At 53.8% G+C, this 25,266-nt stretch carries 16 protein-coding genes and 1 tRNA gene; 16 read left to right on the forward strand and 1 reads right to left on the reverse strand.

The annotated features are described in order from the left end of the window. Nucleotides 1-40: 40 nt before the first annotated feature. Nucleotides 41-3,307 (forward strand): S41 family peptidase, encoded by a 3,267-nt coding sequence (locus tag AC1EKE_RS02270; protein ID WP_480308004.1) that lies wholly within the window; start codon nucleotides 41-43, stop codon nucleotides 3,305-3,307. A gap of 111 nt (nucleotides 3,308-3,418) precedes the next feature. Here the strand turns inward: AC1EKE_RS02270 and AC1EKE_RS02275 are convergent. After that, nucleotides 3,419-3,491, reverse strand: a tRNA-His gene (locus AC1EKE_RS02275). 373 nt (nucleotides 3,492-3,864) lie between these two features. On the opposite strand from AC1EKE_RS02275, the gene AC1EKE_RS02280 reads away from it, so the two are divergent. The 15 genes from AC1EKE_RS02280 (at nucleotide 3,865) to AC1EKE_RS02350 (ending at nucleotide 25,197) form a co-directional block, all read left to right on the forward strand. Continuing rightward, entirely contained in the window at nucleotides 3,865-4,134 is a 270-nt protein-coding gene (locus AC1EKE_RS02280; RefSeq protein ID WP_070464644.1) for an HU family DNA-binding protein, read from the forward strand. A gap of 273 nt (nucleotides 4,135-4,407) precedes the next feature. Beyond that, nucleotides 4,408-6,339 (forward strand): molecular chaperone DnaK, encoded by a 1,932-nt coding sequence (gene dnaK / locus AC1EKE_RS02285; protein ID WP_297126314.1) that lies wholly within the window; start codon nucleotides 4,408-4,410, stop codon nucleotides 6,337-6,339. 295 nt (nucleotides 6,340-6,634) lie between these two features. Further along, nucleotides 6,635-7,417: a tRNA (guanosine(46)-N7)-methyltransferase TrmB gene (gene trmB / locus AC1EKE_RS02290; protein ID WP_296165176.1), complete on the forward strand. Its 783-nt coding sequence runs from the start codon at nucleotides 6,635-6,637 to the stop codon at nucleotides 7,415-7,417. Nucleotides 7,418-7,432: 15 nt separating this feature from the next. After that, the gene (locus tag AC1EKE_RS02295; RefSeq protein ID WP_480307936.1) at nucleotides 7,433-8,542 is read left to right on the forward strand and encodes an Mrp/NBP35 family ATP-binding protein; all 1,110 of its coding nucleotides are present in this window, start codon (nucleotides 7,433-7,435) and stop codon (nucleotides 8,540-8,542) included. A gap of 28 nt (nucleotides 8,543-8,570) precedes the next feature. Then, a complete protein-coding gene (gene nhaA, locus AC1EKE_RS02300) occupies nucleotides 8,571-10,013 on the forward strand; it encodes a Na+/H+ antiporter NhaA (RefSeq protein ID WP_480307937.1) in 1,443 nt (480 codons plus the stop codon). 7 nt (nucleotides 10,014-10,020) lie between these two features. Beyond that, complete coding sequence (locus AC1EKE_RS02305) at nucleotides 10,021-11,571, forward strand: SGNH/GDSL hydrolase family protein (RefSeq protein ID WP_480307939.1); 1,551 nt, start codon at nucleotides 10,021-10,023, stop codon at nucleotides 11,569-11,571. 5 nt (nucleotides 11,572-11,576) lie between these two features. Further along, entirely contained in the window at nucleotides 11,577-12,809 is a 1,233-nt protein-coding gene (locus AC1EKE_RS02310; protein ID WP_480307941.1) for a GDSL-type esterase/lipase family protein, read from the forward strand. Nucleotides 12,810-12,817: 8 nt separating this feature from the next. Next, on the forward strand, nucleotides 12,818-14,299 hold the full coding sequence (locus tag AC1EKE_RS02315) for an MBOAT family O-acyltransferase (protein WP_480307942.1): 1,482 nt from the start codon (nucleotides 12,818-12,820) through the stop codon (nucleotides 14,297-14,299). A 244-nt stretch (nucleotides 14,300-14,543) separates the two neighbouring features. Next, nucleotides 14,544-15,617, forward strand: a complete 1,074-nt coding sequence (gene serC, locus AC1EKE_RS02320; RefSeq protein WP_296159825.1) for a 3-phosphoserine/phosphohydroxythreonine transaminase — start codon at nucleotides 14,544-14,546, stop codon at nucleotides 15,615-15,617. A 22-nt stretch (nucleotides 15,618-15,639) separates the two neighbouring features. Next, nucleotides 15,640-16,578 (forward strand): NAD(P)-dependent oxidoreductase, encoded by a 939-nt coding sequence (locus AC1EKE_RS02325; RefSeq protein WP_480307944.1) that lies wholly within the window; start codon nucleotides 15,640-15,642, stop codon nucleotides 16,576-16,578. 20 nt (nucleotides 16,579-16,598) lie between these two features. Continuing rightward, entirely contained in the window at nucleotides 16,599-17,855 is a 1,257-nt protein-coding gene (locus tag AC1EKE_RS02330; protein ID WP_480307946.1) for a DUF1015 domain-containing protein, read from the forward strand. A gap of 357 nt (nucleotides 17,856-18,212) precedes the next feature. Beyond that, on the forward strand, nucleotides 18,213-19,646 hold the full coding sequence (locus AC1EKE_RS02335; RefSeq protein ID WP_480307948.1) for an aspartate ammonia-lyase: 1,434 nt from the start codon (nucleotides 18,213-18,215) through the stop codon (nucleotides 19,644-19,646). A gap of 264 nt (nucleotides 19,647-19,910) precedes the next feature. Continuing rightward, nucleotides 19,911-21,644 (forward strand): single-stranded-DNA-specific exonuclease RecJ, encoded by a 1,734-nt coding sequence (gene recJ, locus AC1EKE_RS02340; RefSeq protein ID WP_480307949.1) that lies wholly within the window; start codon nucleotides 19,911-19,913, stop codon nucleotides 21,642-21,644. A gap of 15 nt (nucleotides 21,645-21,659) precedes the next feature. Further along, nucleotides 21,660-23,603 carry a RecQ family ATP-dependent DNA helicase gene (locus tag AC1EKE_RS02345; protein ID WP_480307950.1) on the forward strand — a complete coding sequence of 648 codons (1,944 nt, stop codon included), beginning with the start codon at nucleotides 21,660-21,662 and terminating at the stop codon, nucleotides 23,601-23,603. A 28-nt stretch (nucleotides 23,604-23,631) separates the two neighbouring features. Then, nucleotides 23,632-25,197 (forward strand): fimbria major subunit, encoded by a 1,566-nt coding sequence (locus AC1EKE_RS02350; protein WP_480307951.1) that lies wholly within the window; start codon nucleotides 23,632-23,634, stop codon nucleotides 25,195-25,197. Nucleotides 25,198-25,266: the final 69 nt, after the last annotated feature.

Raw genomic sequence — 25,266 nt, forward strand, 5'->3', positions numbered from 1 at the left:
TTATTTCATTCAATATTACTCCTAATTTATGGACAAAACCATGAAGCTGCTTGCAGTGTCCTTCCTGACACTGGCAGCCCCCCTCGCTGCCCTGGGACAGGCGGAGGATGCGGGATGGATCAGGAACACCGCCCTAAGCCCCGATGGAAAGGTAGTCGCCTTTACCTACCAAGGGGATATTTTCACCGTACCGGTGAGCGGTGGCATCGCCACACAGATTACGTCCAATCCTGCGTACGACACGGCCCCGGTCTGGAGCCCAGATGGACAGAGCATCGCCTTCTCGTCTGACCGGGAGTTCGGCACCTTCCACGTCTACCTCACCTCTCGTCAGGGCGGTCAGGCAAGGAAGCTGACCTACATCAATGGCAAGACACAAACGCCGGTCGCCTTCTTAGACAACGAGACCATCCTCTACGAGTGTGGCTATCGCACCACTAAGGAGTCGGGCATCTTCCCCGGTGGCTCCTTCTCTCAGGTCTACCGGATCAAGACCACAGGTGGGCGGCCACACCTCTTCTCTGCATTTACGATGAAGATGCCGTCGATCAATCGCACCGATGGACGGATCCTCTTTACCGACTTCAAGGGCTACGAGGATCCTCTAAGGAAGCATCACAAGTCTCCCGTCGCCAGAGATATATGGATGTGGACTCCGGATGGCAATATGGGCAAGTATGCCAAGATCACTGCCTTCGAGGGCGAGGATCGCAATGCCATCTGGCTCCCGGGCGAGGAGGCTTTCCTCTTCCTGAGTGAGCGGGATGGTAACTTCAATGTCTACCGTGCCACTCTCGCTGACCCGACCCGCCCGACCCAGCTGACCAACTTTAAGAAGCACCCGGTCCGCAACCTCTCAATGGACAATAGTGGCAACATCGCCTTCTCCTGGAATGGCCGGCTCTACTACATGCCCAAGGGCGGAGAGGCCAAGCAGCTTCCGGTGCAGGTAATTGCCGACAACAGCAAGCAGGAGAAACTCTATGTGGCCTACAGAAGCGGGGCTTCAGAAGCAAAGCTCTCTCCCAATGACAAGGAGTACGCCTTCATCGTCCATGGTGATGTCTACGTCGCCAATATTGAGTACGGCACCACGAAGCGGATCACCAATACTCCGGAGCAGGAGCGTGACCTGACCTTCAGCCCCGATGGGCGGACCCTCGTCTACTCCTCAGAGCGTGAGGATCAGTGGAATCTCTATCAGACCACCATCAAGCGCCCTGATGAAAAGACCTTTACCTACGCTACCGAGCTGGAGGAGAAGAAGCTAACCCACGAGAAGGAGGTGCCTGCCTTCCAGCCGGTCTTCAGCCCCGATGGCAAGAAGATCGCCTACCTAAGGGATCGTGCGGCAGTGTACTGTCTCGACCTTGCCAGCGGGAAGAGCACCGAGGTGCTTAATAAGAAGTACAACTACTCCTACTCCGATGGAGACCAGTGGTTTACCTGGAGTCCCGACTCTAGGTACATCCTGACCAACTTTATGGGCAATGGTGGCTGGAATAACGCCGATGTTGCTCTCGCCAAGGCGGATGGTACTGGTGAGCTGGTCAATCTCACCGAGACCGGATACAATGCCATCGGTGCACGCTTTGTCCTCGACGGAAAAGCCATCGCCTACTACTGTGACTACGCCGGCTACCGCAGCCACGGCTCCTGGGGCTCTCAGACGGACATCTACCTGATGTTCCTTGATCAGGACGCATACGACCGCTTCCTACTCGACAAGGAGGAGCGGGAGGTGCTCCTGAAGGACAAGGACGAGAAGAAGGAGAGTGCAGACAAGAGCGACAAGGACAAGAAGAAAAAGGGAAAGAAGGACAAGAAGAGCAAGGATGAGGACAAGGTAAAGCCTCTCGTCTTCGACTTCTCCAATCGAGATAAGCGTATCGTCCGCATCACCCGTACGAGTGGCTCTCAGTCTGACTTCGCCGTGACTCCGGAGGGAGACAAGTTCTACTACCTCGCCTCCTTCGACGGTACGACCAACCTTTACTGTCTCGACCTCGCAGAGAAGGAGACTAAGGAGATCGTCGGCGACACCGGCAGCGGCTCTCTGGAAATGAGCAAGGATGGGAAGACCCTCTACCTCTTTGGCTACAATGGCTTCAAGAAGATCGAGGGCAGGGACATCACTCCCCTCACCTACTCTGCACGCTTTGAGTACTCCCCAGCTAAGGAGCGGGCATACATCTACGACCATATGGTTCGCCAGGTGGAGAATAAGTTCTACGACGCTAATCTCCACGGTGTAGACTGGAGGGGCTACTCCGAAAGCTATCGTGAGATCCTGCCCTACATCAATAACAATTATGACTTCGCCGAGCTCTGCAGCGAGCTCCTCGGAGAGCTCAATGGCTCCCACACCGGTATGCGTTACTTCGGTGGTGCTTCCACCATTCGGACCGCTTCACTCGGACTCTTCTACGATGACAGCTACGAAGGCGAGGGAGCTAAGATCGCGGAGGTGATCGTGGGTGGTCCCTTCGACCGCGCCAAGTCGATTGCCAAGCCGGGCGTCATCGTCCTCAAGATCAATGGCACCACCATCTCCAAGGAACTCCCTATAGAGCATTATCTGAATGGTCTCACCGGACAGCGTACGGTCGTGACCCTCAGGGACGAGAGTGGCAAGGAAGTCGAGGAGTCTGTCGTCCCCATCTCACTCGGTAAGGAGTCCTCTCTCCTGTACGACCGCTGGGTAGACCGCCGGGCAGCTCTCACCGAGAAGTGGAGCAATGGTCGTGTCGGCTATGTCCACATCGAGGGAATGGACAGCGAGTCCTTCCGCCGGGTATTCAGCAAGATGCTGGGTAAGTACCGCGGCTGCGATGCGATCGTCGTGGACACACGTCACAATGGCGGTGGCTGGCTGCACAATGATGTAGCGATCCTGCTGAGCGGTAAGGAGTACGCACGCTTCCAGCCGAGAGGGCAGTACATCGGCTCAGAGCCCTTTATGCAGTGGTACAAGCCGTCCAATATGCTGGTGAGCGAGGACAACTACTCCGATGCATACGGGACCCCATGGACATACCAGACTCTGAAGCTCGGCAAGCTGGTCGGCACCCCCGTTGCCGGCACCATGACTGCCGTATGGTGGGAGACGCAGGTCAATGAAGATCTCGTCTTCGGTATCCCACAGGTGACGATGACCGGGACGGACAACCTACCCCGAGAGAATCGTGCCATCTATCCTGAGATCACAGTCTACAACTCCCCCGAAGACTTCCTCACCGACAATGACCTCCAGCTCAAGGCAGCCATCGATGACCTCATCCAGAGAGTAGACTCCGCCAAGAAGTAAGGAGCTACAGCGTAAAGCAGAGTGGCAGCGCCTCATTCCGAGACGCTGCCACTCTGTATTTTGTCAGAAGCAAAAAAAGAGACTCTACAAACGAATGTAAAGTCTCAGTAGGGTGCCCAAAGAGGTTCGAACTCTCGACATCTGGAACCACAATCCAGCGCTCTACCAACTGAGCTATGGGCACCATATCACCTCTGAAAGCCCTCCCAGAAGTGTAACGCAAAGGTACGACATAATTTCTAACCCTGCAATAGATCATACCACCCTCAGGGGGGTGCCTTAGCGGTCTATTTCAGGGCTTATCAGCAGACGGATATGCAGATAGTAAAGTCCGATATTGTCATCTTTATCACACAAAATGGCATAGTAGGACTGATAAATGGGACGAAAAAGCGATTTCGACGTCCTTTTTGTGATGATTTATATTGTATTTCAATAAAAGTTCCTACATTTGAGCATGTAGAAGGGATTTCACATTGAGTGCGTTAGCAGTCCGGCTCCCTACTACTTACATAAGCATCAATTTTTTACACGTTTTATAACCATATTACTTTACCATGAACAAGACCGAATTCATTGAGGCAGTTGCCCAGAAGGCTGAGCTCACCAAGGCTGATGCCAAGAAGGCTGTTAATGCTTTCTGCGACGTTATCGCAGAGGCTATGAAGAAGGACGAGAAGGTGACCATCATCGGCTTTGGTACATTCTCCACAAGCGAGCGTGCCGCTCGTACCGGTATCAACCCTCAGACTGGCAAGAAGATGCACATCGCTGCTCGCAAGTCTGTAAAGTTCAAGGCCGGCTCCGGACTCGACCTCAAGAAGTGATCCAGATCCCCTTGAGATAGTGGTGGGAAGTACTTCCCTCCATACTTAAGTTTATGGCGGGTGTCAGACCAAGTGGTCCGACACCCGCCATATCTTGTATCATACCTGCCTCAGAGGATTGCAAAACGCCTACCGACGTGACACATTGTACCGCCATCAGTAACTCGTAGACAGACTTGGCATAGGGTTTGTACATATGAGGGTGCAGACCTCTCACCGCGAGAGGACGATACTGACTAATAGACAACAAACTAATTTCATATACAAGATACAATGGGAAAGATTATCGGAATCGACTTAGGTACAACCAACTCCTGTGTGGCTGTACTCGAGAATAAGGAGCCCGTCGTGATTACAAATAGCGAGGGCAAAAGGACCACACCGAGCGTGGTCGCCTTTGTGGATGGTGGTGAGCGCAAGGTGGGAGACCCTGCCAAGCGTCAGGCAATCACCAATCCTCAAAACACAGTCTACTCTATCAAGCGCTTCATGGGTGAGAGATATTCCCAGATAGAGAAGGAGGCATCTCGTATGCCCTACAAGGTCGTGTCGAGTGGCAATGACCTGCCTCAGGTAGATATCAATGGTCAGATGTACACGCCTCAGGAGATCTCCGCTATGATCCTCCAGAAGATGAAGCAGACAGCGGAGGACTACCTTGGTGAGGCTGTGACAGAGGCGGTCATCACTGTACCCGCTTACTTCAGCGACTCTCAGCGCCAAGCGACCAAGGAGGCCGGTGAGATCGCCGGGCTCAACGTGCGTCGTATCGTCAATGAGCCTACTGCCGCTGCTCTCGCCTACGGTCTCGACAAGAGCAACAAGGATATGAATATTGCCGTCTTTGACTTGGGTGGCGGTACGTTCGATATCTCCATCCTTGAGCTGGGCGACGGGGTCTTCGAGGTGAAGAGTACCAATGGAGACACCCACCTCGGTGGTGACGACTTCGATCACGCCATCATGGACTGGCTGGCCGACGACTTCCTCAGCACTGAGAATGTCGATCTCCGCAAGGATCCGATGGCTCTGCAGCGCCTAAAGGACGCCGCAGAGAAGGCAAAGATCGAGCTCTCCAGCACCACCTCCACGGAGATCAACCTCCCCTACATTACCTCTGTGGATAATGTACCAAAGCACTTGGTGAAGACCCTGACAAGGGCTCAGTTTGAGCAGCTCTGCCACAACATCATCCAGCGATGCATCGAGCCGGTGAATAAGGCACTGGCAGACGCAGGCCTCTCTGCCTCAGACATTAATGATGTCATCCTCGTGGGTGGATCAACCCGTATCCCTGCTATCCAGGATCTGGTGAAGAAGCTCTTCAACCAAGAGCCCTCCAAGGGAGTCAACCCCGATGAGGTCGTCGCACTCGGTGCTGCTATCCAGGGTGGTGTACTCAGCGGAGATGTGAAGGATGTCCTCCTACTCGATGTCACCCCACTCTCTCTCGGTATCGAGACTATGGGCGGTGTGATGACGCGGCTGATCGATGCCAATACCACTATCCCGACCAAGAAGTCTCAGGTCTTCACCACCGCAGCTGACAACCAGCCCTCCGTAGAGATCCATGTGCTCCAGGGCGAGCGCCCAATGGCGAAGGACAATAAGTCGCTCGGAAAATTCAATCTTGATGGCATCCTCCCTGCCAAGCGTGGCGTGCCTCAGATCGAGGTGACCTTCGACATCGATGCCAATGGTATCGTCAACGTGTCTGCTCGCGACAAGGGGACCGGCAAGGAGCAGAAGATCCGCATCGAGGCCTCCAGTGGTCTCTCTCAGGAGGAGATCGATCGTATGAAGGCAGAGGCAGAGGCCAATGCCGACAACGATAAGAAGGAGAAGGAGAAGATCGATAAGCTCAATCAGGCCGATAGTGTAATCTTCCAGACTGAGAATCAGCTCAAGGATCTTGGTGACAAGATCCCTGCGGATGAGAAGTCCAAGATCGAGGCTTCACTCAGCAAGCTTAAGGAGGCGCACAAGGCTCAGGACATTGCCGGCATTGACTCAGCAATGGAGGAGTTGAATACAATCTTCCAGGGTCTCTCGGCTCAGATGTATGGCCAGCAGGGTGCTGATAGTCAGCAGGGTGCCTCGGGCGCTGGTCAGCAGGCCACCTCAGGCCCCACTGCCGGAGACAACTCATCCACGGACAACACCGGCGAGGGAGATGTCAAGGATGCTGACTTCGAGGAGGTGTGATAGTCAGCCTTTTCCCTTAGAGAGGGATCTGAGGTGATTTAACTTCAGCTCATCCCTTAAGTCAAAAGACCTACAGGTTTCCGCCTGTGGGTCTTTTTTTGTGTGATAACGAGAGGACAAATCTATTACCGATATTAGTCGCGTCTAATATCGGTAAAGCTGTGAGCTAATATCGGTATTAGATCGCGCTCTGAGGATTTCGGATCAGAAGTAAGTAAGGACCTGCCCTTTCTCTCAAGCTCAAGACCCGCTATTTTGGTACCTTTACACATTCGTAATTTGCCCTTAAAGGAGAATGAGCAAAAGCAAGCTTGAGAAATTTGCCGAGATCGACCGGCTGACCAACGTCCTGCAGTACCCCTTCGAGACACTTCGGAGGGAGGGGATGAACTTTCCCCACAAGGGGCATTGGTCTGATGAGGTCTTCCACAATGGTGCTCCCATCGTACTGGAGCTCGGCTGTGGTAGAGGTGAGTATACCGTAGAGCTCGGTCGGACCTATCGCGACCACAACTTCATCGGGATGGACATCAAGGGGAATCGTCTCTGGGCCGGAGCCAAGGCTGCGGACGAGGAGGGACTGGAGAATGTTCGCTTCCTAAGAGCTGAGATCGAGTTTTTGGACACTTTTTTTGCTCCGGGGGAGATATCTGAGATATGGCTTACCTTCCCCGACCCGCAGATGCGTAAGAGCAGGCGTCGACTTACCTCACCCCGATTTCTGACTATGTATCGTCAGATCCTGGCAGAGCCGTCAGTGCTTCACCTGAAGACCGACTCGCAGTTTCTCTTTAGCTACACCGAGGCCGTGGCTGAGGTCAATGGTCTGACAATCGATAAGCGAATGACAGACGTGGGTAGCGAGGCCACCGCTGACTCCCCTCTTCGGACGATCCAGACGTACTATGAGCAGCAGTGGATCGCTCGAGGGATCTCGATCAAGTACCTCCGACTGCTACTGGATCACCTACCGGATGAGCCTATCGAGCCGGAGGTAGAGATCGAGCAGGATAGCTATAGGAGCTTTGGTCGGTCCCGGAGGTCAGAGGTGGTGGGCAAAGGAAGCAAAGAAGAATAAATCGTAAGAATAGAGATGCCATATATCACACTATACCCGGCACTGATCCGGGAAGCACTTAAGGAGGTCCGATATCCTGGCGAGGAGTCGGATATCGTCTCCTCTGGAATGGTGGAAGACAATATCAGGATAGAGGAGAATAAGGTCTCCCTCTCGATCCGCTTCAAGAAAAGCCGCGACCCCTTCCACAAGAGTGTCCTGAGGGCAGCAGAGGCGGCGCTGAAGCGAGAGATCTCGCCCGACCTGGAGGTGGAGATCACTCCCCTATTCCCTGAGCCGACCCCCACTACCAACGAGGAGCCGCCCCTGCAGGGTGTCAAGAATATCATCGCTATCGCCTCCGGCAAGGGGGGTGTGGGAAAGAGCACAGTGACTACCAACCTAGCTGTGTCACTGGCTGCACTTGGGTATAGCGTGGGACTGCTGGATGCGGATATCTTCGGTCCCTCCATCCCCCGTATGCTTGGGGTGCAGGAGTATAGGCCTTGGCTCGATGAGGTGGACGGCAAGGAGCTGATCCACCCGGCAGAGGTCTATGGCGTCAAGGCACTCTCCATCGGACACTTTGTCGACTCCGACCAAGCACTCGCATGGCGCGGCTCAATGGCTTCCAATGCCCTCGGGCAACTGATCCGCGAGGGCAACTGGGGAGAGCTGGACTATCTCCTCATCGACCTGCCTCCCGGTACATCGGACATACAGCTGACACTGGTACAGACGCTTCCAATCACCGGGGCAGTCATCGTGACTACCCCACAGAGCGTAGCTACAGACGATGCGATCAAGGCGATCAACCTCTTCCGTCTGGATCAGGTGTCGGTACCGATCCTCGGTGTGGTGGAGAATATGTCGTGGTTTACCCCTGCTGAGCTACCGGATCATCGGTACCACATCTTCGGAGAGGGCGGTGGAGAGGCTCTGGCAGAGCTCACTGGCAGTACGCTGCTAGGACAGATCCCTCTTGTGCAGAGCGTACGAGAGGGAGGTGACGAGGGGAAGCCGGTTGCCCTCCGAGAGACGGTGTCGGGGCTCGCATTCCGCCACGTGGCAGAGCGGATGATCGGAGCAGTGGAGGAGCGCAATAAGCTACTCCCTCCCACTCATCAGGTAAAGGTCAATAAGTAACATCAAGATACTCTATATCAAGAACGAAATGACTAAACGCACTTCCTATAGGCGAAGCGATGGTAACTCGATGCTCGGCTTCCTCAAGGGGGTCAATCCCGCTGTCTATCTCTTCGGTGCCACTGTGCTGGCACTCATCTTAGCCAACTCACCATGGAGTGACTACTACTTCTCCTTCCTAACTACACCGATCAACCTCCAGATAGGAGACTGGCAGGTCTTTAGCCACCACGGGAGGACGATGAATATAGGGGAGTTTATCAACGACGCCCTGATGTGTTTCTTCTTCTTCTCTGTGGGACTGGAGATCAAGCACGAGATGGTGGGCGGATCACTATCGGACTTCAAGACAGCAAACCTACCGGTCCTTGCAGCTATCGGCGGTATGTTGGTACCGGTCGCCTGCTTCGCTCTCGTGGAGAGCGGCAACTCCACCGTGCTGAGAGGTGCCGCCATCCCGATGTCGACAGATATCGCCTTCTCCCTTGCTGCTCTCGGTCTACTCGGTAGCCGTGTCCCCACGACGCTGAAGGTATTCCTGATGGCTCTTGCCGTCGTGGACGATATCGGAGGGATCCTTGTCATTGCGATCTTCTACTCAGGGGGACTGGCTGTCTTCCCGCTGCTGATCGCCGCAGCACTGCTGATCTTCACCCGTTTCTGTGGTCAGAAAGGGGTGTACAGGCAGTGGTTTTACTACCTTATGTTCTTCCTCGTGTGGCTCTGCTTCCTCCATGGTGGGATACACACGACGATCGCCGGTGTCCTGCTTGCCTTCTGCGTGCCCTACGTCCCGATGGGTGTACCGAAGGATCTGATGGATCAGATCAATGTGGCAAGGCAACACTTCGACACCTACCCTGTGTCGCATAGCAAGAATAGGGTCTATATGTCTGCTCCTCAGCTCGACATACTCACTCAGATCCGCGACACCTCATCTAAGGTGGTGAGTCCGGTGCAGCGGATGAATGTCAATATCAGCCCCTTCGTGAATTATGTCGTGCTACCACTCTTCGCCTTCTCCAATGCCGGGATCGCCCTTGGCGATGTGCCTCTGAGCGACTTTGCAGGCGGTGTCCCCTTCGCAGTGATGCTGGGTCTCGTGGTCGGCAAGCCACTCGGTATTTTCCTCTTTACTTGGCTCTTCACAAAGCTTGGTGTGGTCAGCTTCCCTCCCGGTATGACTAAGCGAAACCTGCTGGGCGTGGGTATGTTTGCCGGGATCGGCTTTACCGTATCACTCTTTGTAGCGACTCTTGCATACCCCGCATCGCTCGGCGATATCGGTGTTGAGTACCTCAATGACGCCAAGCTCGGCATCCTGCTCGGTAGCTTGATCTCCGGGGTCATCGCTTACTACTACATGCGTACTGTCCTAAATAAGGAGGTAAAGGAGGGACGTGGTGCCGCCAGCCCGGAGTATCAGGCTTACCTCAGGGGCCAATCCAGTCATACCCTGGAAGAGAAGTGACTTATAGATGAGTAGAGGAGACCATCAGATACTCAAGTCCGTACTTCTCCTCCTCGCAGCTTCCGGACTTGCCTTTGGGGTAACACTTACCCTCAGAGAGCTCTTTCCCTCCATTGGGGTCAAGGTGTTCAACCCTCTGAGCGACCTCTTCCCCACACCGGGAGGAGAGGTGGCTCAGGGGGCTGATACACCCCTAGAGGACCCACTGCTGGCAGAGGCGATGAGGCGTGACAGCCTCGAGCGTGAGGAGGCCGAGGTGACAGCCGACACTCTGCAAGTGGACAGCGTTATGGAGCCGATCTCTGCCGGACTGCTCCCCGCGGGACTGATCGACTACTCGGATGGATCAGCACTCACTCGACTGAGAGAGACCCTCACGCAAGCGGGAGATCACCAGGTCAATGTAGCTTTCCTCGGGGACTCCTTCATCGAGGGAGATATATTAGTCGAGCACTTCCGCGAGGCTCTACAGGCACGCTATGGCGGTGGAGGAGTCGGCTACGTGCCGCTCACCTCCGTCACGGCACGCTTCAGACAGACGATCAAGCACCGCTTCTCAGGATCGTGGGAGGATGACAATGCCCTTAAGCACCCGCGTGGCAACCACTTCCTGATCACAGGATCTTACCAGCAGGCAGTCGGCGAGGCAGAGGTGATCTACGAGAATAGGCAACCGGTCGACCAAGCGACTCTCCTCTACACATCGGAGGATAGCCTGCTGATAAGCTCCACAGTGAATGGTGATGCACCCACGCAGATACTTCTTCCATCAACGGGAGGCAGGCTGCATAGTGTGAAAGTGGGACGACAGGTATCGTCGCTTCGTCTCGACTTTTCCAAGGCTGAGAGCAGCAGACTCTATGGTATCTGTATGGACGGAGACAGAGGCGTACGAGTGGATAATATGAGCCTGAGAGGCTCCTCTGGTCTACAGCTGGGTGCAGTCTCCCCAAGTCTCTCAGAGGACCTCCATCGCATCCGACCTTACCACTTGATCGTCCTCTCCTATGGACTCAACGTGGTAAGTCCCAAGGACGTCCATAATGACTATGGTTATTACTACAAGGGGATGGATCGGGTGCTCTCATGTCTCCATGATATCTATCCTGAGGCGATCTTCCTGATTATCTCTATTTCCGACCGAGGTCAGAAGTATGACGGCGAAGTCTACACACTTCCCGGCGTGCCACGAATGGTAGAGATACAGGAGCGATTAGCAAAGAAGTACCACGCCCTTTTCTTCAATACCTATGGCACCATACGATCGATGGGCGGGATACGGAGCTTTGTGTCGAAGGGCTGGGCGGCAAAGGACTATACGCACCTCAGCTCTGCAGGTGGTCGAGAGATCTCCAAGCGACTGGTACAAGACCTGGTGGAGATTCCCATTGATCAAGTGACTCGTCAGGTAGCTGAGGCTCCCCTAGAGGAATCACTCCTCCCGACAAAAGGCAAGGGAGCAAAGTGCGCAGAAGCCAAGAGTGACACCCTGAAGCAGCAGAGTAGCTCTCCGACCACATTTCCTCAAGAAGGCACAGCAAAGAAGGACTCCATCTGAAGTTTATGCGGTCTCACTACCCTATCCGCCTTTTCCTACTACTCCAGGCGATCGTTCCGTTGTTGCTCGGCTCAGGGGCATTGCTGAAGGCTCAACAGGAGTCTCAGCATGACCTCTACAGACAAGAGCGTGCAGTACGGGTGATAGCACCTCGTGGCTACCTTGATCCCATATGGCAGAGATGCTCGACACCTGGCGGAGATGATCATACCATCGTCCTGCACTTAGGCGACTCGCATGTACAGGCGGGCTTCTTCACGATGCCGATCAGGGAATACTTCGGCCGACAGTTTGGGCTCTCCGGACCGGGACTGATCGCCCCCTACCGGTTACTAGGGACCAACGAGCCCCACCATATGAGGCTGCAAGGAAGACGGGGCGGCTATGCGACCGATCAGATCACCCGCAGATCCTATGCAGGCGAAGGTCCCACAGGGATTGAGATGCGGTCTATCGTCTCCAGACCTCAGGAGGTGACTCTCTCCACGAGCGATGGGATCCGTTTTGACCGGGTAATCGTATTCCATAGTCCCAATGACAGAGCCTTCTCCCTCTCCGGAGACTGGTCCAACTCGCCTCGACGCCCATTCTCCCTCCTTACCGCAGGCTTCTGCGAGACGGATACCCTCGACCTTAAGCGCAGCGTCACATCTACTAAGCTGGTGATCCCGGCAGGAGCGACCTTTTATGGTGCGAGCCTAGAGAGTCGGGCTCCGGGCGTGACCGTGCATACTCTGGGACACAATGGGGCTACCTACCAGACCTACCTGAAGGATCACTTTACCAGCTCCTTGTCTAAGCTGAAGCCGGACCTGATCATCCTCTCCCTCGGTACCAACGATGCTATGGGGCGTGTCAACTCATCAGCGGTAAGGGCGTCTGTGAGAAGCCTTGTCGACCAATTGAGAAAAAGCTGTCCGGAGGCTAAAATCGTCCTATCCACTCCGGTCATGTGCTATGTCTCCCGCCGTCGAGGTCTGACCGCTTCTAATCCCAATGTCAAGCTGGTCTCACGCTCCATAGTAGAGGAGGCAAAGGCTCTGGGCGTTGGATACATCGATACATTCGAAATATTCGGCGGGGAGAGAGGAGCAGACAGATTAGTCTCCGAGGGGCTACTCCAGGGTGACCGGATCCACCTCACCACCGAGGGCTATAAATCCCTCGGAAACTCCATAGCCGATGCTCTCGCTAAGGACTATAAGCGCTACCTCGGCTCCCGCGTAATGATCAACTAACACATCCCATGTGGCAAAAAATCATAGGGTTACTGAGCTACGACCCGACCTCCCCACTTCTCTTCAATAGCGGTCTTTTCCTGGTCCTCTTCCTCCTTTTTGTCCCGGTATTCTATCTGCTCCGCAAGCGCCATCTCCCGAGGACGATCTGGGTGGTGCTCTTCTCCCTCTACTTCTACTATCTCTCCAGCGGAGTCTACTTTGTCCTCCTAATCCTCTTAGCGACGACAGACTTCATCATTGGTCGGCAGATAGCACGGAGCGAAAGCTGGTCGGGAAAGAAGTGCTGGCTGATCCTCAGCCTGCTCCTCGACCTCGGACTACTCTGCTACTTCAAGTACACGAATTTCCTCTACGACTCCTTTGCTCCACTCCTCGGAGCGACACCGGAGGGGCGTCACTTTGACATCTTTCTGCCTGTGGGTATCTCTTTCTTTACCTTTCAGTCCCTAAGCTATGTGATCGACATATATCGGGGAAAGATAGAGCCGCTCAGGCGATGGATTGACTACCTATTCTACATATCCTTCTTCCCGCAGCTGGTAGCCGGCCCGATTGTCCGAGCGGTCGACTTCATCCCGCAGATCCATAGGATCCCTAGGGTGAGTCGGGATGACTTCGGTCGAGGGCTGTTTCTGATCCTCTGTGGACTGCTTAAGAAAGGGGTGATTTCAGACTATATATCGCTAAACTTTGTCGACCGTGTCTTTGATCAGCCGTTACTCTACAGCGGGTTTGAGAACTTAATGGGTGTCTACGGCTATGCGCTGCAGATCTACTGCGACTTCTCCGGCTACTCCGACATCGCCATCGGACTGGCACTTTGGATGGGGTACCACTTCAATACCAACTTTGACTTCCCCTACAAGTCGGCCACGATCACAGAGTTTTGGCGACGCTGGCACATCTCTCTCTCCTCTTGGCTGAGGGACTACGTCTACATCTCGCTGGGAGGGAATAGGAAAGGGAAGATCCGTACCTACATCAACCTCCTCATCACCATGCTCCTTGGGGGGCTGTGGCACGGAGCCAATATCCGTTTCGTCCTCTGGGGCGCTATGCACGGAGTGGCGCTCGCGGTACACAAGTTTTTCATAGGACTCTTCCCCAGACTGGGTCGCACAGGAGAGGAGATGAGCCCGGTATGGCGGGTCGTCTCCGTGATCATCACCTTTCACTTCGTCTGCTTCACGTGGATCTTCTTCCGTATGGGGTCGATCAATGGTGTGTGGGATATGCTGACGATGATCACGCAGGAGTTCCACCCTGAGGTGATACCACAATTCTTTGCGGGATATCGGATGGTGACAGCTCTCATCGTCACTGGCTTCTTGCTTCACTTTTGCCCAGACAGGTGGCGGGCGTCGCTCCAGGGCAGTGTAGATAGGGCTCCCCTCTGGGCTCAGACACTACTCTTTGCAGCAGTATTAGTGATCCTCACGCAGTTCAGGAGCGCTGGGGTACAGCCCTTTATCTACTTCCAATTCTGACACTTCTGTAGCTGCAAAATTGCAGGTAAGAGTTAGCGGATTACATCAAGGGAAAAAGCTTCATACCTCACTCCTCGGGAAACGATCGCACAGGGATAAAACCCTTCTGTAATGAACAGAGAAGGCGAGTATGAAGAAAAATACCTACAAATCCGTGTTAACTTCAAAAATAATACATATCTTTGGACCATAAGAGTAACAAGAACAACATTCAATCACTTTTCAAAGCAACTTTACAATCGTCATGAAAAAGCACAATTTCACTGCAGGACCATGTATCCTGGATGAGGGTGTTATCAAGGAGGCCGCTCGTGCGGTACTCAATTACAACGGCACAGATCTCTCCCTGATCGAGATCTCCCACCGTAGCAAGACCTTCCAAGACACGCTCGCTGAGACCACAGCACTCTTCAAGGAGGTGCTTGAGATCCCTGACACACACACGGTCTTCTTCCTCGGCGGAGGTGCCAGCCTGCAGTTTTATGCTCACGCGGTCAATTTCCTGAAGAAAAAGGCTGCCTATGTCGATACCGGCAACTGGGCCCACAAGGCTATCGAGGAGGCTCAGGTAGTCGGCGATGCTGAGGTTGTCGCCAGCAGCCGTGATGCCAACTACACCTTCTACCCCGAGCTCCCGAAGCTCTCACCGGACGAGTACGACTACCTCCACTTTACCTCCAACAACACCATCTATGGTACGGAGCTGCGTGAGGATCCTGAGGTTGGTGTGCCACTGATCGCTGATATGTCCTCTGACATCTTCACCCGTCACATCGACTTCTCCAAGTACATCTGCATCTATGGTGGTGCACAGAAGAATATCGCCCCCGCCGGTGTCACCTTTGTGATCGTACGTAAGGACGCCCTCGGCAAGACCGGTCGCGCTATCCCGAAGATCCTCGACTACCAGACCCACGTTGATCACGCTGACTCCTACAACACGCCCCCTGTATTCCAGATCTACGTGATGCAGCAGACGCTCAAGTGGTTCAAGGAGATCGGTGGTCTCGATGAGCTTGAGAGAAGAGCTAAGGAGAGAGCAAAGGTGCTCTATGACGAGATCGACCGCTCTAAGGTCTTCCGTGGCGTAGCTAGGAAGGAGGATCGCTCTCTGATGAATGTAGACTTTGTCCTCGCTGACGAGTACAAGGACAAGGAGGCTGCATTCTTTGACTTCGCCAAGAAGAGAGGTATGGAGGGCATCAAGGGTCACCGCTCTATCGGTGGATGCCGCTGCTCTCTCTACAACGCACTACCCCTCTACAGCGTGGAGGCACTCGTTAAGTGCATGCAGGACTTTGAGAAGGAGATCCTCTAACTCACGATAGCCTGATATCACAATGACTAAGAAAGTATTAGTAGCTACAGAGAAGCCCTTCAACTCCGCTGCAGTACCACAGATCCGCAAGATCGTGGAGGATGCCGGCTACAAGCTCGAGGTGCTAGAGAAATACCAGAGCCAAGACGAGCTGCTGAAGGCAGTCGCTGACGCCAATGCCCTCATCGTCCGCAGTGACAAGATCACCAAGGAGGTGATCGACGCCGCCAAGGAGCTGGAGGTGATCGTCCGCGCCGGTGCCGGATACGACTCCATCGACACCCAGTATGCCAAGGAGAAGGGCGTGATCGTGGAGAACACTCCTGGACAGAACTCGAATGCTGTCGGAGAGCTCGTCTTCGGTCTGCTTGTATTCGCAGCACGCAATCGCTTCAATGGCAAGTCCGGGAGCGAGCTGATGGGCAAGAAGATCGGCTTCCACGCCTTTGGTCACACCGCCCGCTGCGCTGCTCGTATTGCACGCGGCTTCGGTATGGAGATATACTGCTTCGAGCCCTTCTTCGAGCAGAGCAAGGAGCGCTCCCCCAAAGAGTACGAGGATGTCACCAACTTCACCAACGTGGAGGATCTCTACAAGACCTGTGACATCGTCTCCCTGCACCTCCCCGCCACACCGGAGACCAAGGGATCCATCAACTATGATCTCGTGAAGAATATGCCCAAGGGCGGTGTCCTCCTCAACGCTGCGCGCAAGGAGATCATCGACGAGGCAGGACTTCTCAAGCTCCTGCAGGAGCGCGAGGACCTCAAGTATCTCACCGATATCATGCCCGACATGGATGCAGAGTATCGCGAGAAGCTGGGAGATCGATACTTCTCCACCCCCAAGAAGATGGGTGCTCAGACTGTCGAGGCCAATATCAATGCCGGCCTTGCTGCTGCCCATCAGATCGTTGCCCTCTTCAGCGAAGGTGAGGTAAAGTTCCAAGTCAATAAGTAACCACTACTATCCCCATAATAATGGCTACAGTAAAACCATTTAAGGGCTGGCGCCCTCCCAAGGACCTGGTCACCAAGGTCAGCTCACGTCCCTACGACGTCCTCGACACGGAGGAGGCTCGCAAGGAGTCCGAGGGCAATCCGATGTCCCTCTACCACATCATCCGCCCGGAGATCAATTTCCCCGCTGGTAAGGATGAGCACGACCCCGAGGTCTATACCGCGGCTCGTGAGCAGAAGGACAAGTTTGTCAAGGAAGGCTGGCTGGTACAGGATGAAAAGCCCTGCTACTACCTCTACGCTCAGACTATGGGCGACCGTACCCAGTACGGCTTTGTGGTAGGTGCCTACGTACACGACTACTTCAATAACGTCATCCGCAAGCATGAGCTCACGCTCAGGGCCAAGGAGGATGATCGTATGAAGCACGTCAATGTCCTCAATGCGAATATGGAGCCTGTCTTCCTCGCATTCCCAGACAATGCAGACCTGCAAGCGATCATCGACAAGTACCGCAAGACTGAGCCGGAGTACGACTTCGTCGCTCCTCCGGAGGACTTCCGCCACACCTTCTGGGTCATCAGCGATGACAGAGACATTGAGACCATCACGAGAGAGTTTGGTAAAATGCCTGCGCTCTATATTGCTGATGGCCACCACCGCTCTGCCGCTGCTGCTCGTGTGGGTAAGGAGAGGTCTGAGGTTAACCCCAATCACACCGGCAAGGAGGAGTACAATTACTTCATGGCAGTTGCCTTCCCCGCCAGCCACCTGCACGTCATGGACTACAATCGTGTAGTCAAGGACCTGAATGGACTGACGAAGGAGCAATTCATCAAGAAGCTGGAGGAGAACTTCGATGTAGAGTGTAAGGGAAAGGAGATCTACCACCCCAATAAGCTCCACAACTTCAGTATGTACCTTGATGGTCAGTGGTACTCCCTCACCGCCAAGCCCGGCACCTACGATGACAACGACCCTGTCGGCATCCTGGATGTGACGGTATCGAGTAACCTGATCCTCGAGGACATCCTCAAAATTGGTGACCTCCGGACCAGTAACCGCATCGACTTCGTCGGTGGGCTTCGCGGTCTCGAGGAGCTTCAGCGCCGTGTCGATAGTGGTGAGATGATCATGGCCCTGGCACTCTATCCTGTGACTATGGGACAGATCATGAAGATCGCTGACACCGGCAATATCATGCCCCCCAAGGCGACTTGGTTTGAGCCGAAGCTTCGCTCCGGTCTCATTGCCCACACCCTTGAGGACGAAAAGTAAGGGATGAGATAAGAGACCCTTATCTCTCCCGATAAAGAAGAAGAAGAGTGCCTGTGGTTGTATGACCGCAGGCACTCTTTTTTCTGTCCCATAGGGACCTCTAACCATAGGTCAAATGTCGCGCCAATCTAATACCGGTAAAAGAGACATCTAATACCGATATTAGTGGCGACTAATATCGGTATTAGAAATAACCATAGTCAAAGTCGACCATGGCAACCCTCGTCAGTAGCTTCTCTACCATCCTACCCATTGAAAAAACGGATCATCACAGTGTCACTATAGTCAACAATAATCTGTACATTTGTAGCATAATCAAATCACAACTAATCAATCCATAACAGCACAACTATTATTATGGGAAATCCCAAGATGCGTACAGAGAAAGACTTACTCGGTAGTATGCAGATCCCTTTGGATCACCTTTATGGTATTCAGACTCAGAGAGCGGCAGACAACTTCCAGTTCTCTCCCTACAAGCTCTCCACCTATCCTCGCTTCATCGAGGCTATGGCGATCACAAAGAAGGCAGCCGCGATGGCCAATCACGAGCTCAACGAGCTTCCTGAGGATGTCTTCAAGGCTATTTGTCGGGCATGTGATGAGATCCGCGAGGGCGAGCTGAGAGATCAGTTCTGCATCGATATGTTCCAGGGAGGAGCAGGGACCTCGGCTAATATGAATGCCAATGAGGTGATCGCCAATCGGGCACTTGAGATCCTTGGTTACGAGCACGGAGACTACAAGCACTGTGATCCCCACGACCACGTCAACCTCTCTCAGTCCACCAATGATGCTTACCCAACCTTCGCACACATCGGACTTTACCTCACATTCCTCGACCTTACACCCCACCTCGATGAGCTGATCAAGTCTCTGAGGAAGAAGGCAAAAGAATTCCGTGGGATGCTTAAGATCGGTCGTACCCAGCTCCAGGATGCCGTCCCGATGACCCATGAGCAGACCTTCAATGGCTTCGCCTCAATCCTTGAGGAAGAGATCCCCAATCTTGAGCACGCCGCCAAGCAATTCCTCGTACTCAATATGGGCTCCACAGCCATCGGCACCGGTATCTGCTCTCAGCCCGGCTATCGTGAGGCAGTGATCAAGGCCTTCCGCAAGATCACCGAGTGGGACATCAAGCCGACCAAGGATTACGTAGGCGCCACCTCCGACACCTCCCATATGGTAGGCTACTCCGCAGCCCTTAAGCGCCTAGCCGTCAAGCTCAGCAAGATCTCCAATGACCTGCGCCTCCTATCCAGTGGTCCCTTTGCCGGACTCGGGGATATCAGCCTTCCCGCTCGTCAGCCCGGCTCGTCCATCATGCCCGGTAAGGTCAATCCTGTCATCCCCGAGGTGATCACTCAGATCGCTATGAAGGTGATCGGAAACGACGTCTGCGTGACTATGGCAGGCGAGGCCGCACAGCTGGAGCTCAATGCTATGGAGCCTATTATGGTCCAGTGCTGCTTCGAGAGCTCTGATCTCCTGATGCGTGCTATGGACACCCTGCGGGAGCTCTGTATCGACGGCATCAAGGCCAATGCTGAGCACACCCGCAAGCAGGTATACGACAGTCTCTCCATCGTGACGGCTCTCAATCCCTACATCGGCTACGACAACTCGACCCTCCTCACACAGGAGGCTCAGGCATCCGGACGGAGTATTGTAGACCTCGTGCTCGAGAAGGGCATCCTCTCCAAGGAGCAGCTCGACGAGATCCTCGATCCTGACAATCTGACCCAGCCGGTAAGACTTGACATCAAGCCCCTCAAGAGTGTAGAGTAAGCCACCCCTACTGCCTTTTTGGCACAAAAAAACTCAAGCGACGCATCAGAGCATTCTCTGCTCTGGTGCGTCGCTCTCGTCCCCCTCTCTTTCACAGATGCTTGGTGATTTACGATCTTCCGGCAGGGAGCCAACCCTACGACCGGAACCTTACTGAAAAAGGACACTTGTAACCCATAAAGACTGATAATCCTCCACCTCCAGTCTCTGCGGTGGGGAGACTTATGCTAAAATAGGTATATTTGGGAAGAAATAAATAGACCCATGTATAACCACTGGAAAATTAATGAGCTAACTGACGAAGAGAAAAAGATCGCGTCCCTGCTGGCTCAGGAATATAAACTCCTCACCTCCATCACCTCACTTATGGTGCAGCGGGGAGTGAGGAGTGTCGATGAGGCGTCACACTTCCTTGAGCCAAGGATGAGCGAGCTGCATGACCCCTTCTTGATGAAGGATATGGATGCCGCTGTCCAGCGGATCAATCAGGCCATCGGCGATAAGGAGCGGATCCTTATCTATGGAGACTATGACGTCGATGGTACGACAGCTGTCGCCCTTGTCTATAAGTACCTGCGACAGATCACTCCCTCGCTGGAGTTCTACATCCCGGATCGCTACTCCGAGGGGAGTGGCATCTCAGATAAGGGGCTAGACTTTGCGAGGGAGAGGGACTGTACGCTCCTCATCACGCTCGACTGCGGGACCAAGGAGGTGGAGATGATCGATAAGGCCGCTGAGCTCGGTATAGACGTGATCGTCTGCGATCACCACCTACCCGGTCCGGTGCGACCTAATTGCATCGCTATGCTTAATCCTAAAGCCCCCGACTCCGGCTACCCGTTCAAGGAGCTGTCCGGATGTGGCGTGGGCTTCAAGCTAATGCAGGCCTTTGCTATGAGCAATAGGTCCGACAAGCGAGGACTGCATGACTTGGTGGACCTCGTGGCAGTCAGCTGCGCTGCCGACCTGGTGGAGCTGAAGGATGAAAATCGCATACTCGCTTACTATGGGCTCAAGAAGCTCAATAGACATCCCACTGTGGGACTAAAAGGGCTCATCAACGTGAGTGGTATCAGCAATCAGACGCTCGACATCTCCGACATCATCTTCAAGATCGGTCCGCGCATCAATGCCTCAGGACGCATCCAAAATGGTCGTGAGGCGGTAGAGCTTTTGCTCTCAAAGAACCCCAAAGATGCCCTTAAGCGCAGCGTGAACTTAGATAAGTACAATACGCAGCGTCGCGAGATCGATCAGTCGATCACTCAGGAGGCTAATGAGATCGTGGAGGGTTTTAAGGACATGGATCAGCACAAGGTGATCGTGGTCTACGACCCCTCCTGGCACAGTGGCGTGATAGGCATCGTCGCGAGCCGTCTCAGCGAAAAGTACAATCGGCCCACCATCGTCCTCTCAGACTCGGACAGCCAGACCATCTCCGGATCGGCTCGGAGTGTACGAGGCTTCAATATCTACTCTCTCATCGAACGGTGCGCTGATCTGCTGGACAACTTCGGAGGACACCCGTTTGCATCCGGCCTGACGATCAAGAAGAAAAATCTCCACCGCTTCATCAAGGAGGTGACCGAGATCGCTGACCGGGAGATCTCGCTGGATGACCTGACACCTGTGCTCACTATCGAGGAGGAGCTCAAGCTAAGAGAGATCACTCCAAAATTTAGGCGTCAGCTACTGAAGCTGGCCCCCTTTGGGCACGGCAATGAGCCACCTATCTTTGTCACCTATGGAGTGGTATGTGTCACCCCACCCCGTATCACAGGCTACCAGGGATCGCATCTGAAGCTCGTCCTCAGTATGCCCGATCAAATGCCTATCATGCAAGCGATGGCATACAATCAGGCGGATAAGCTGACGATGCTGCAGCAGGACACCACCTTTGACGTCGCCTACACCATTGACGAATATACCAGGCAGGGTCATCACAATATCCAGCTCAATATTAAGGACATCCGTCTCCACGCTGCAGATCTGTAGTCACTCGGACGACATATGCGCAGAGATTACAGCCAAGCCACCCCTCTCGAAGTACTAAGGGAGATATGGGGGTACTCCTCCTTTCGCCCAATGCAGGAAGAGGTGATCCGGTCCGTCCTTAGGGGAGACGATACCCTCGCCCTTATGCCCACGGGGGGAGGTAAGTCGATTACCTTCCAGGTGCCTGCCCTGATACTCGAGGGGATCACACTTGTGATCACCCCTCTCGTGGCTCTGATGCGAGATCAGGTCGAGAAGCTGAAGTCCCTTGGGATCAATGCCCAGGCACTCTACAGTGGGATGACTCGGGGAGAGACACTCGCCGTACTAGACAATATCGTCTACGCTGCTGACTACAAGATCCTCTATATTGCTCCCGAGCGGTTGCAAAATGAGCTTTTCCTACGCCGGCTAGGAGCGATGGACATATCTCTGATGGTGGTGGATGAGTGCCACTGCATCAGTCAGTGGGGCTATGACTTTCGCCCGGACTATATGACTATCGCCTCAGCAAGGAGCATCATCGGAGAGGATGTCCCGATGCTAGCTCTCACGGCGACAGCGCCTCCACGTGTAGTCGAGGATGTGATCCGAAGCTTGGAGTTTAGGCAGGGGTATAAGGTCTTCAGGAGGAGCTTCTACCGGGACAATCTCTCCTACGTCGTCCGCAGGACCTATGATAAGCCCCGCGAGCTGATCCATATCCTCTCGAGCGTAGAGGGATGTAGTCTTGTCTACGTGCGGACGAGGCGACAGGCGGAGCGCTTTGCACAGCTGCTGCAGGATGCGGGATTTAGCGCTGACTTTTTCCATGCGGGACTGGACCCATCGATCAAGCAACAGAGACAGCAAGCGTGGCAGAGTGAGGAGCTGAGGATAATGGTCTGCACGACCGCTTTTGGGATGGGCATCGACAAGGAAAATGTGCGCCTGGTGATCCACCCCATTTCACCATTTAGTCCTGAGAGCTACTACCAGGAGGCCGGGCGCGCCGGCCGAGATGGGAAACGCTCCTATGCGGTACTCCTCTACACCCCACTGGAGGACGAGGAGTATCTCTCTAAGCTCATCAAGTCCCACTACCCACCTCCGGAGACAGTCGTGCAGATATACAATTGGCTGGGAGACTACTTCCGGGTGGCAGTCGAGTCGGGGACTGGCTCCTACCATGAGCTACTGCCGTATGACTTTATCAAGAGGTACCACTGTCCACTATTTGTCCTCAGGGCGGCACTCAAGATCCTGACCCTCTCCGGCTACATTGAGCACCGGGAGGATTACCATATGGCAAGCCGTCTGATCTTCACGATCAATCGCAATGACCTCTACACATTCTTCTCTGATGATGAGGCGAAGTACGATGACCTGGTGGAGCTACTGCTGAGGAGTTACGAGGGGATCTTCACAGAGTATGCCTTCATCGATGAGTCAATGATCCAAACCAAGCTGGGACTGAGCCCGGAGCAACTCTACCGGATGCTGATCCAGATGCGGCGGTGGGGCGTGATCGAGTATATCCCCGGCAAGCGGTCTGACTATGTCGTCTACACGCAGCAGAGGCTTCCGTCGCCGGAAGTTAAGATACCCGCTTACATCTATGACCAGCAGCTGGGAGGGGAGGTAGATCGGCTCACCAAGATGATCGACTACATCAGGTGTGACGACTCCTGCAGGGTGAGGATATTGATGGAGTACTTCGGAGAGAAGGCTCCCCTACCCTGCGGCTACTGCGACTACTGCCTCTCTCACAAGACCAAGACCCTGACCTATCGCCTGATCCACGAAATCTCAGATACAATGCTGGATCACCCCGATGGCATCATGAGACAAGAGTTGCGTGAGAGCTTCCCCACAGTCACCGCCAAGCAGTGGGACTACACGCTCGACTTTCTCTCCTCTCAGGGCTACACGATCGATCAGACCGAGGGGAAAGTACGTCTCCACCTAACTACAGAATGACCACTCGCAATTACTTATATCATAACTAATGAAAGGACTAAAGAGTACCATCCTTGCATCACTGGCAGTGATGACATTGGCATGCAACCCAAGGCAGGAGATCAACGACCTCGACCTTGTCACATCTGGCAAGGGGGCAATCACCTTTGACCTCAGTCTCGCCTCCTACAACCATCCCCGGGCCATACTCCGGGCTGACGAGGAGATACTGAAGGACAAGGCGAAGCTAAATACGATAAATGGTCTAAGAATAGTTCTCTATAAGGACAATAACAAAGGAGAGCCGGGGGAGGTAGCTTACGCTTTTGACAAAGACGTCAACGCCTTCCGGGGCAAGCGGAAGGGGGCCGACCTCCTTAATCCTGACGATACGGCGGGGATATTTTCCATCACCGGCATCGATGGGATCGAGCCGGCCAATTACACCCTCTACTTCTTTGCCACCCCATCTAGGGCCTTGATACAAGCAACCCAGCCTGGCAAAGACTTCGCTGAGATCAAGCGTCCTCTGAAGATTGACTTTACCGACAAATTCGTCAAAGGAGCGGATATGGGCTTCCACACGGCACTATACAGCTCAGCATCCAACATCGACAGCCCGGTCAAGGTATCGGAGGAGGAGTTATTCAAGAGTGTTGCCTCCAGCCCTATTAAGCTCGGTAGCATCACGCTGAGGGCATTGGATGGCATAGCCATCGCCAAGCTTGACATCGACCAAGCGAAGCAAGCATCTTCAGGGATAATCATTGGAAAGGAACACTTCTTCTTTCCTGATGTACTCAATAAGTCCGTGATTCTCTTCCCCGAGCTCGACAAGGATGCGGAAAAGAATCTATCCATTCCGAAGGATGACAATTACGATGGGATGGAAGGCTGGACCGAGACACAGCTAGCAGAGGCTTTTCAGTACAATCCCATTAAAGGTGATGCACAAACAAGCACTTGGCTAAAAAATAAGGACGACATCACCGATCCAATCATCCTTCCGGAGAATACCACTGCACCAGACCAGCTTAGCAATCGTGTAGTGACCAGGCTTGTGGCGAGGCTCAACGTCATGCCCACAAGCCAGGAGGAGGGCTTTGCCATCGAAGACAATAGCAGCTGGTTCTCATACAAGGGGAAGAATTATTCGTGGACGATGTTCGCGGAAAAGTACGCAACTGCCGCAACGAAAAACAACAATGAGACAACGATCACTAAGGAGGAAAAGACCCTACTGGAGATAGGGCTGGCCATCAATAAGGCACTTAACAAGGGGAGCATAGAGCCCAAGTATGGCGATGAGCTACCTTCAGTACCTGCAAATGGCTACAACTCCAAGGATCTCAAGATCTACAAGTTTGGCTTTTCCTACTTCAGCATTCCGATCAGGCACTACAGCGATGAGGTCACCCAGTCACTAAAGACCATTGGCCGATATGGCGTAGTCAGGAATACCCTTTACCTCATCTCCATCACCTCGATAACCCGCATTGGTGCACCTACTTATGATAGTCTTCCCAAGGAGACAAACTATACAGCGGCAGTCACCTCGGACCTCTCCATAGACTTTGAGGATCGCAAGCTGATAAAGAACGAGGTAGACCTGTAAGTACGAGAGACTTGCCTATGGACTAAGGTCAGAAACTGGCGAGCCGGACCGACCTTGATCCTGCCGTAA

This window comes from Porphyromonas sp. C0041D3, assembly GCF_056590575.1.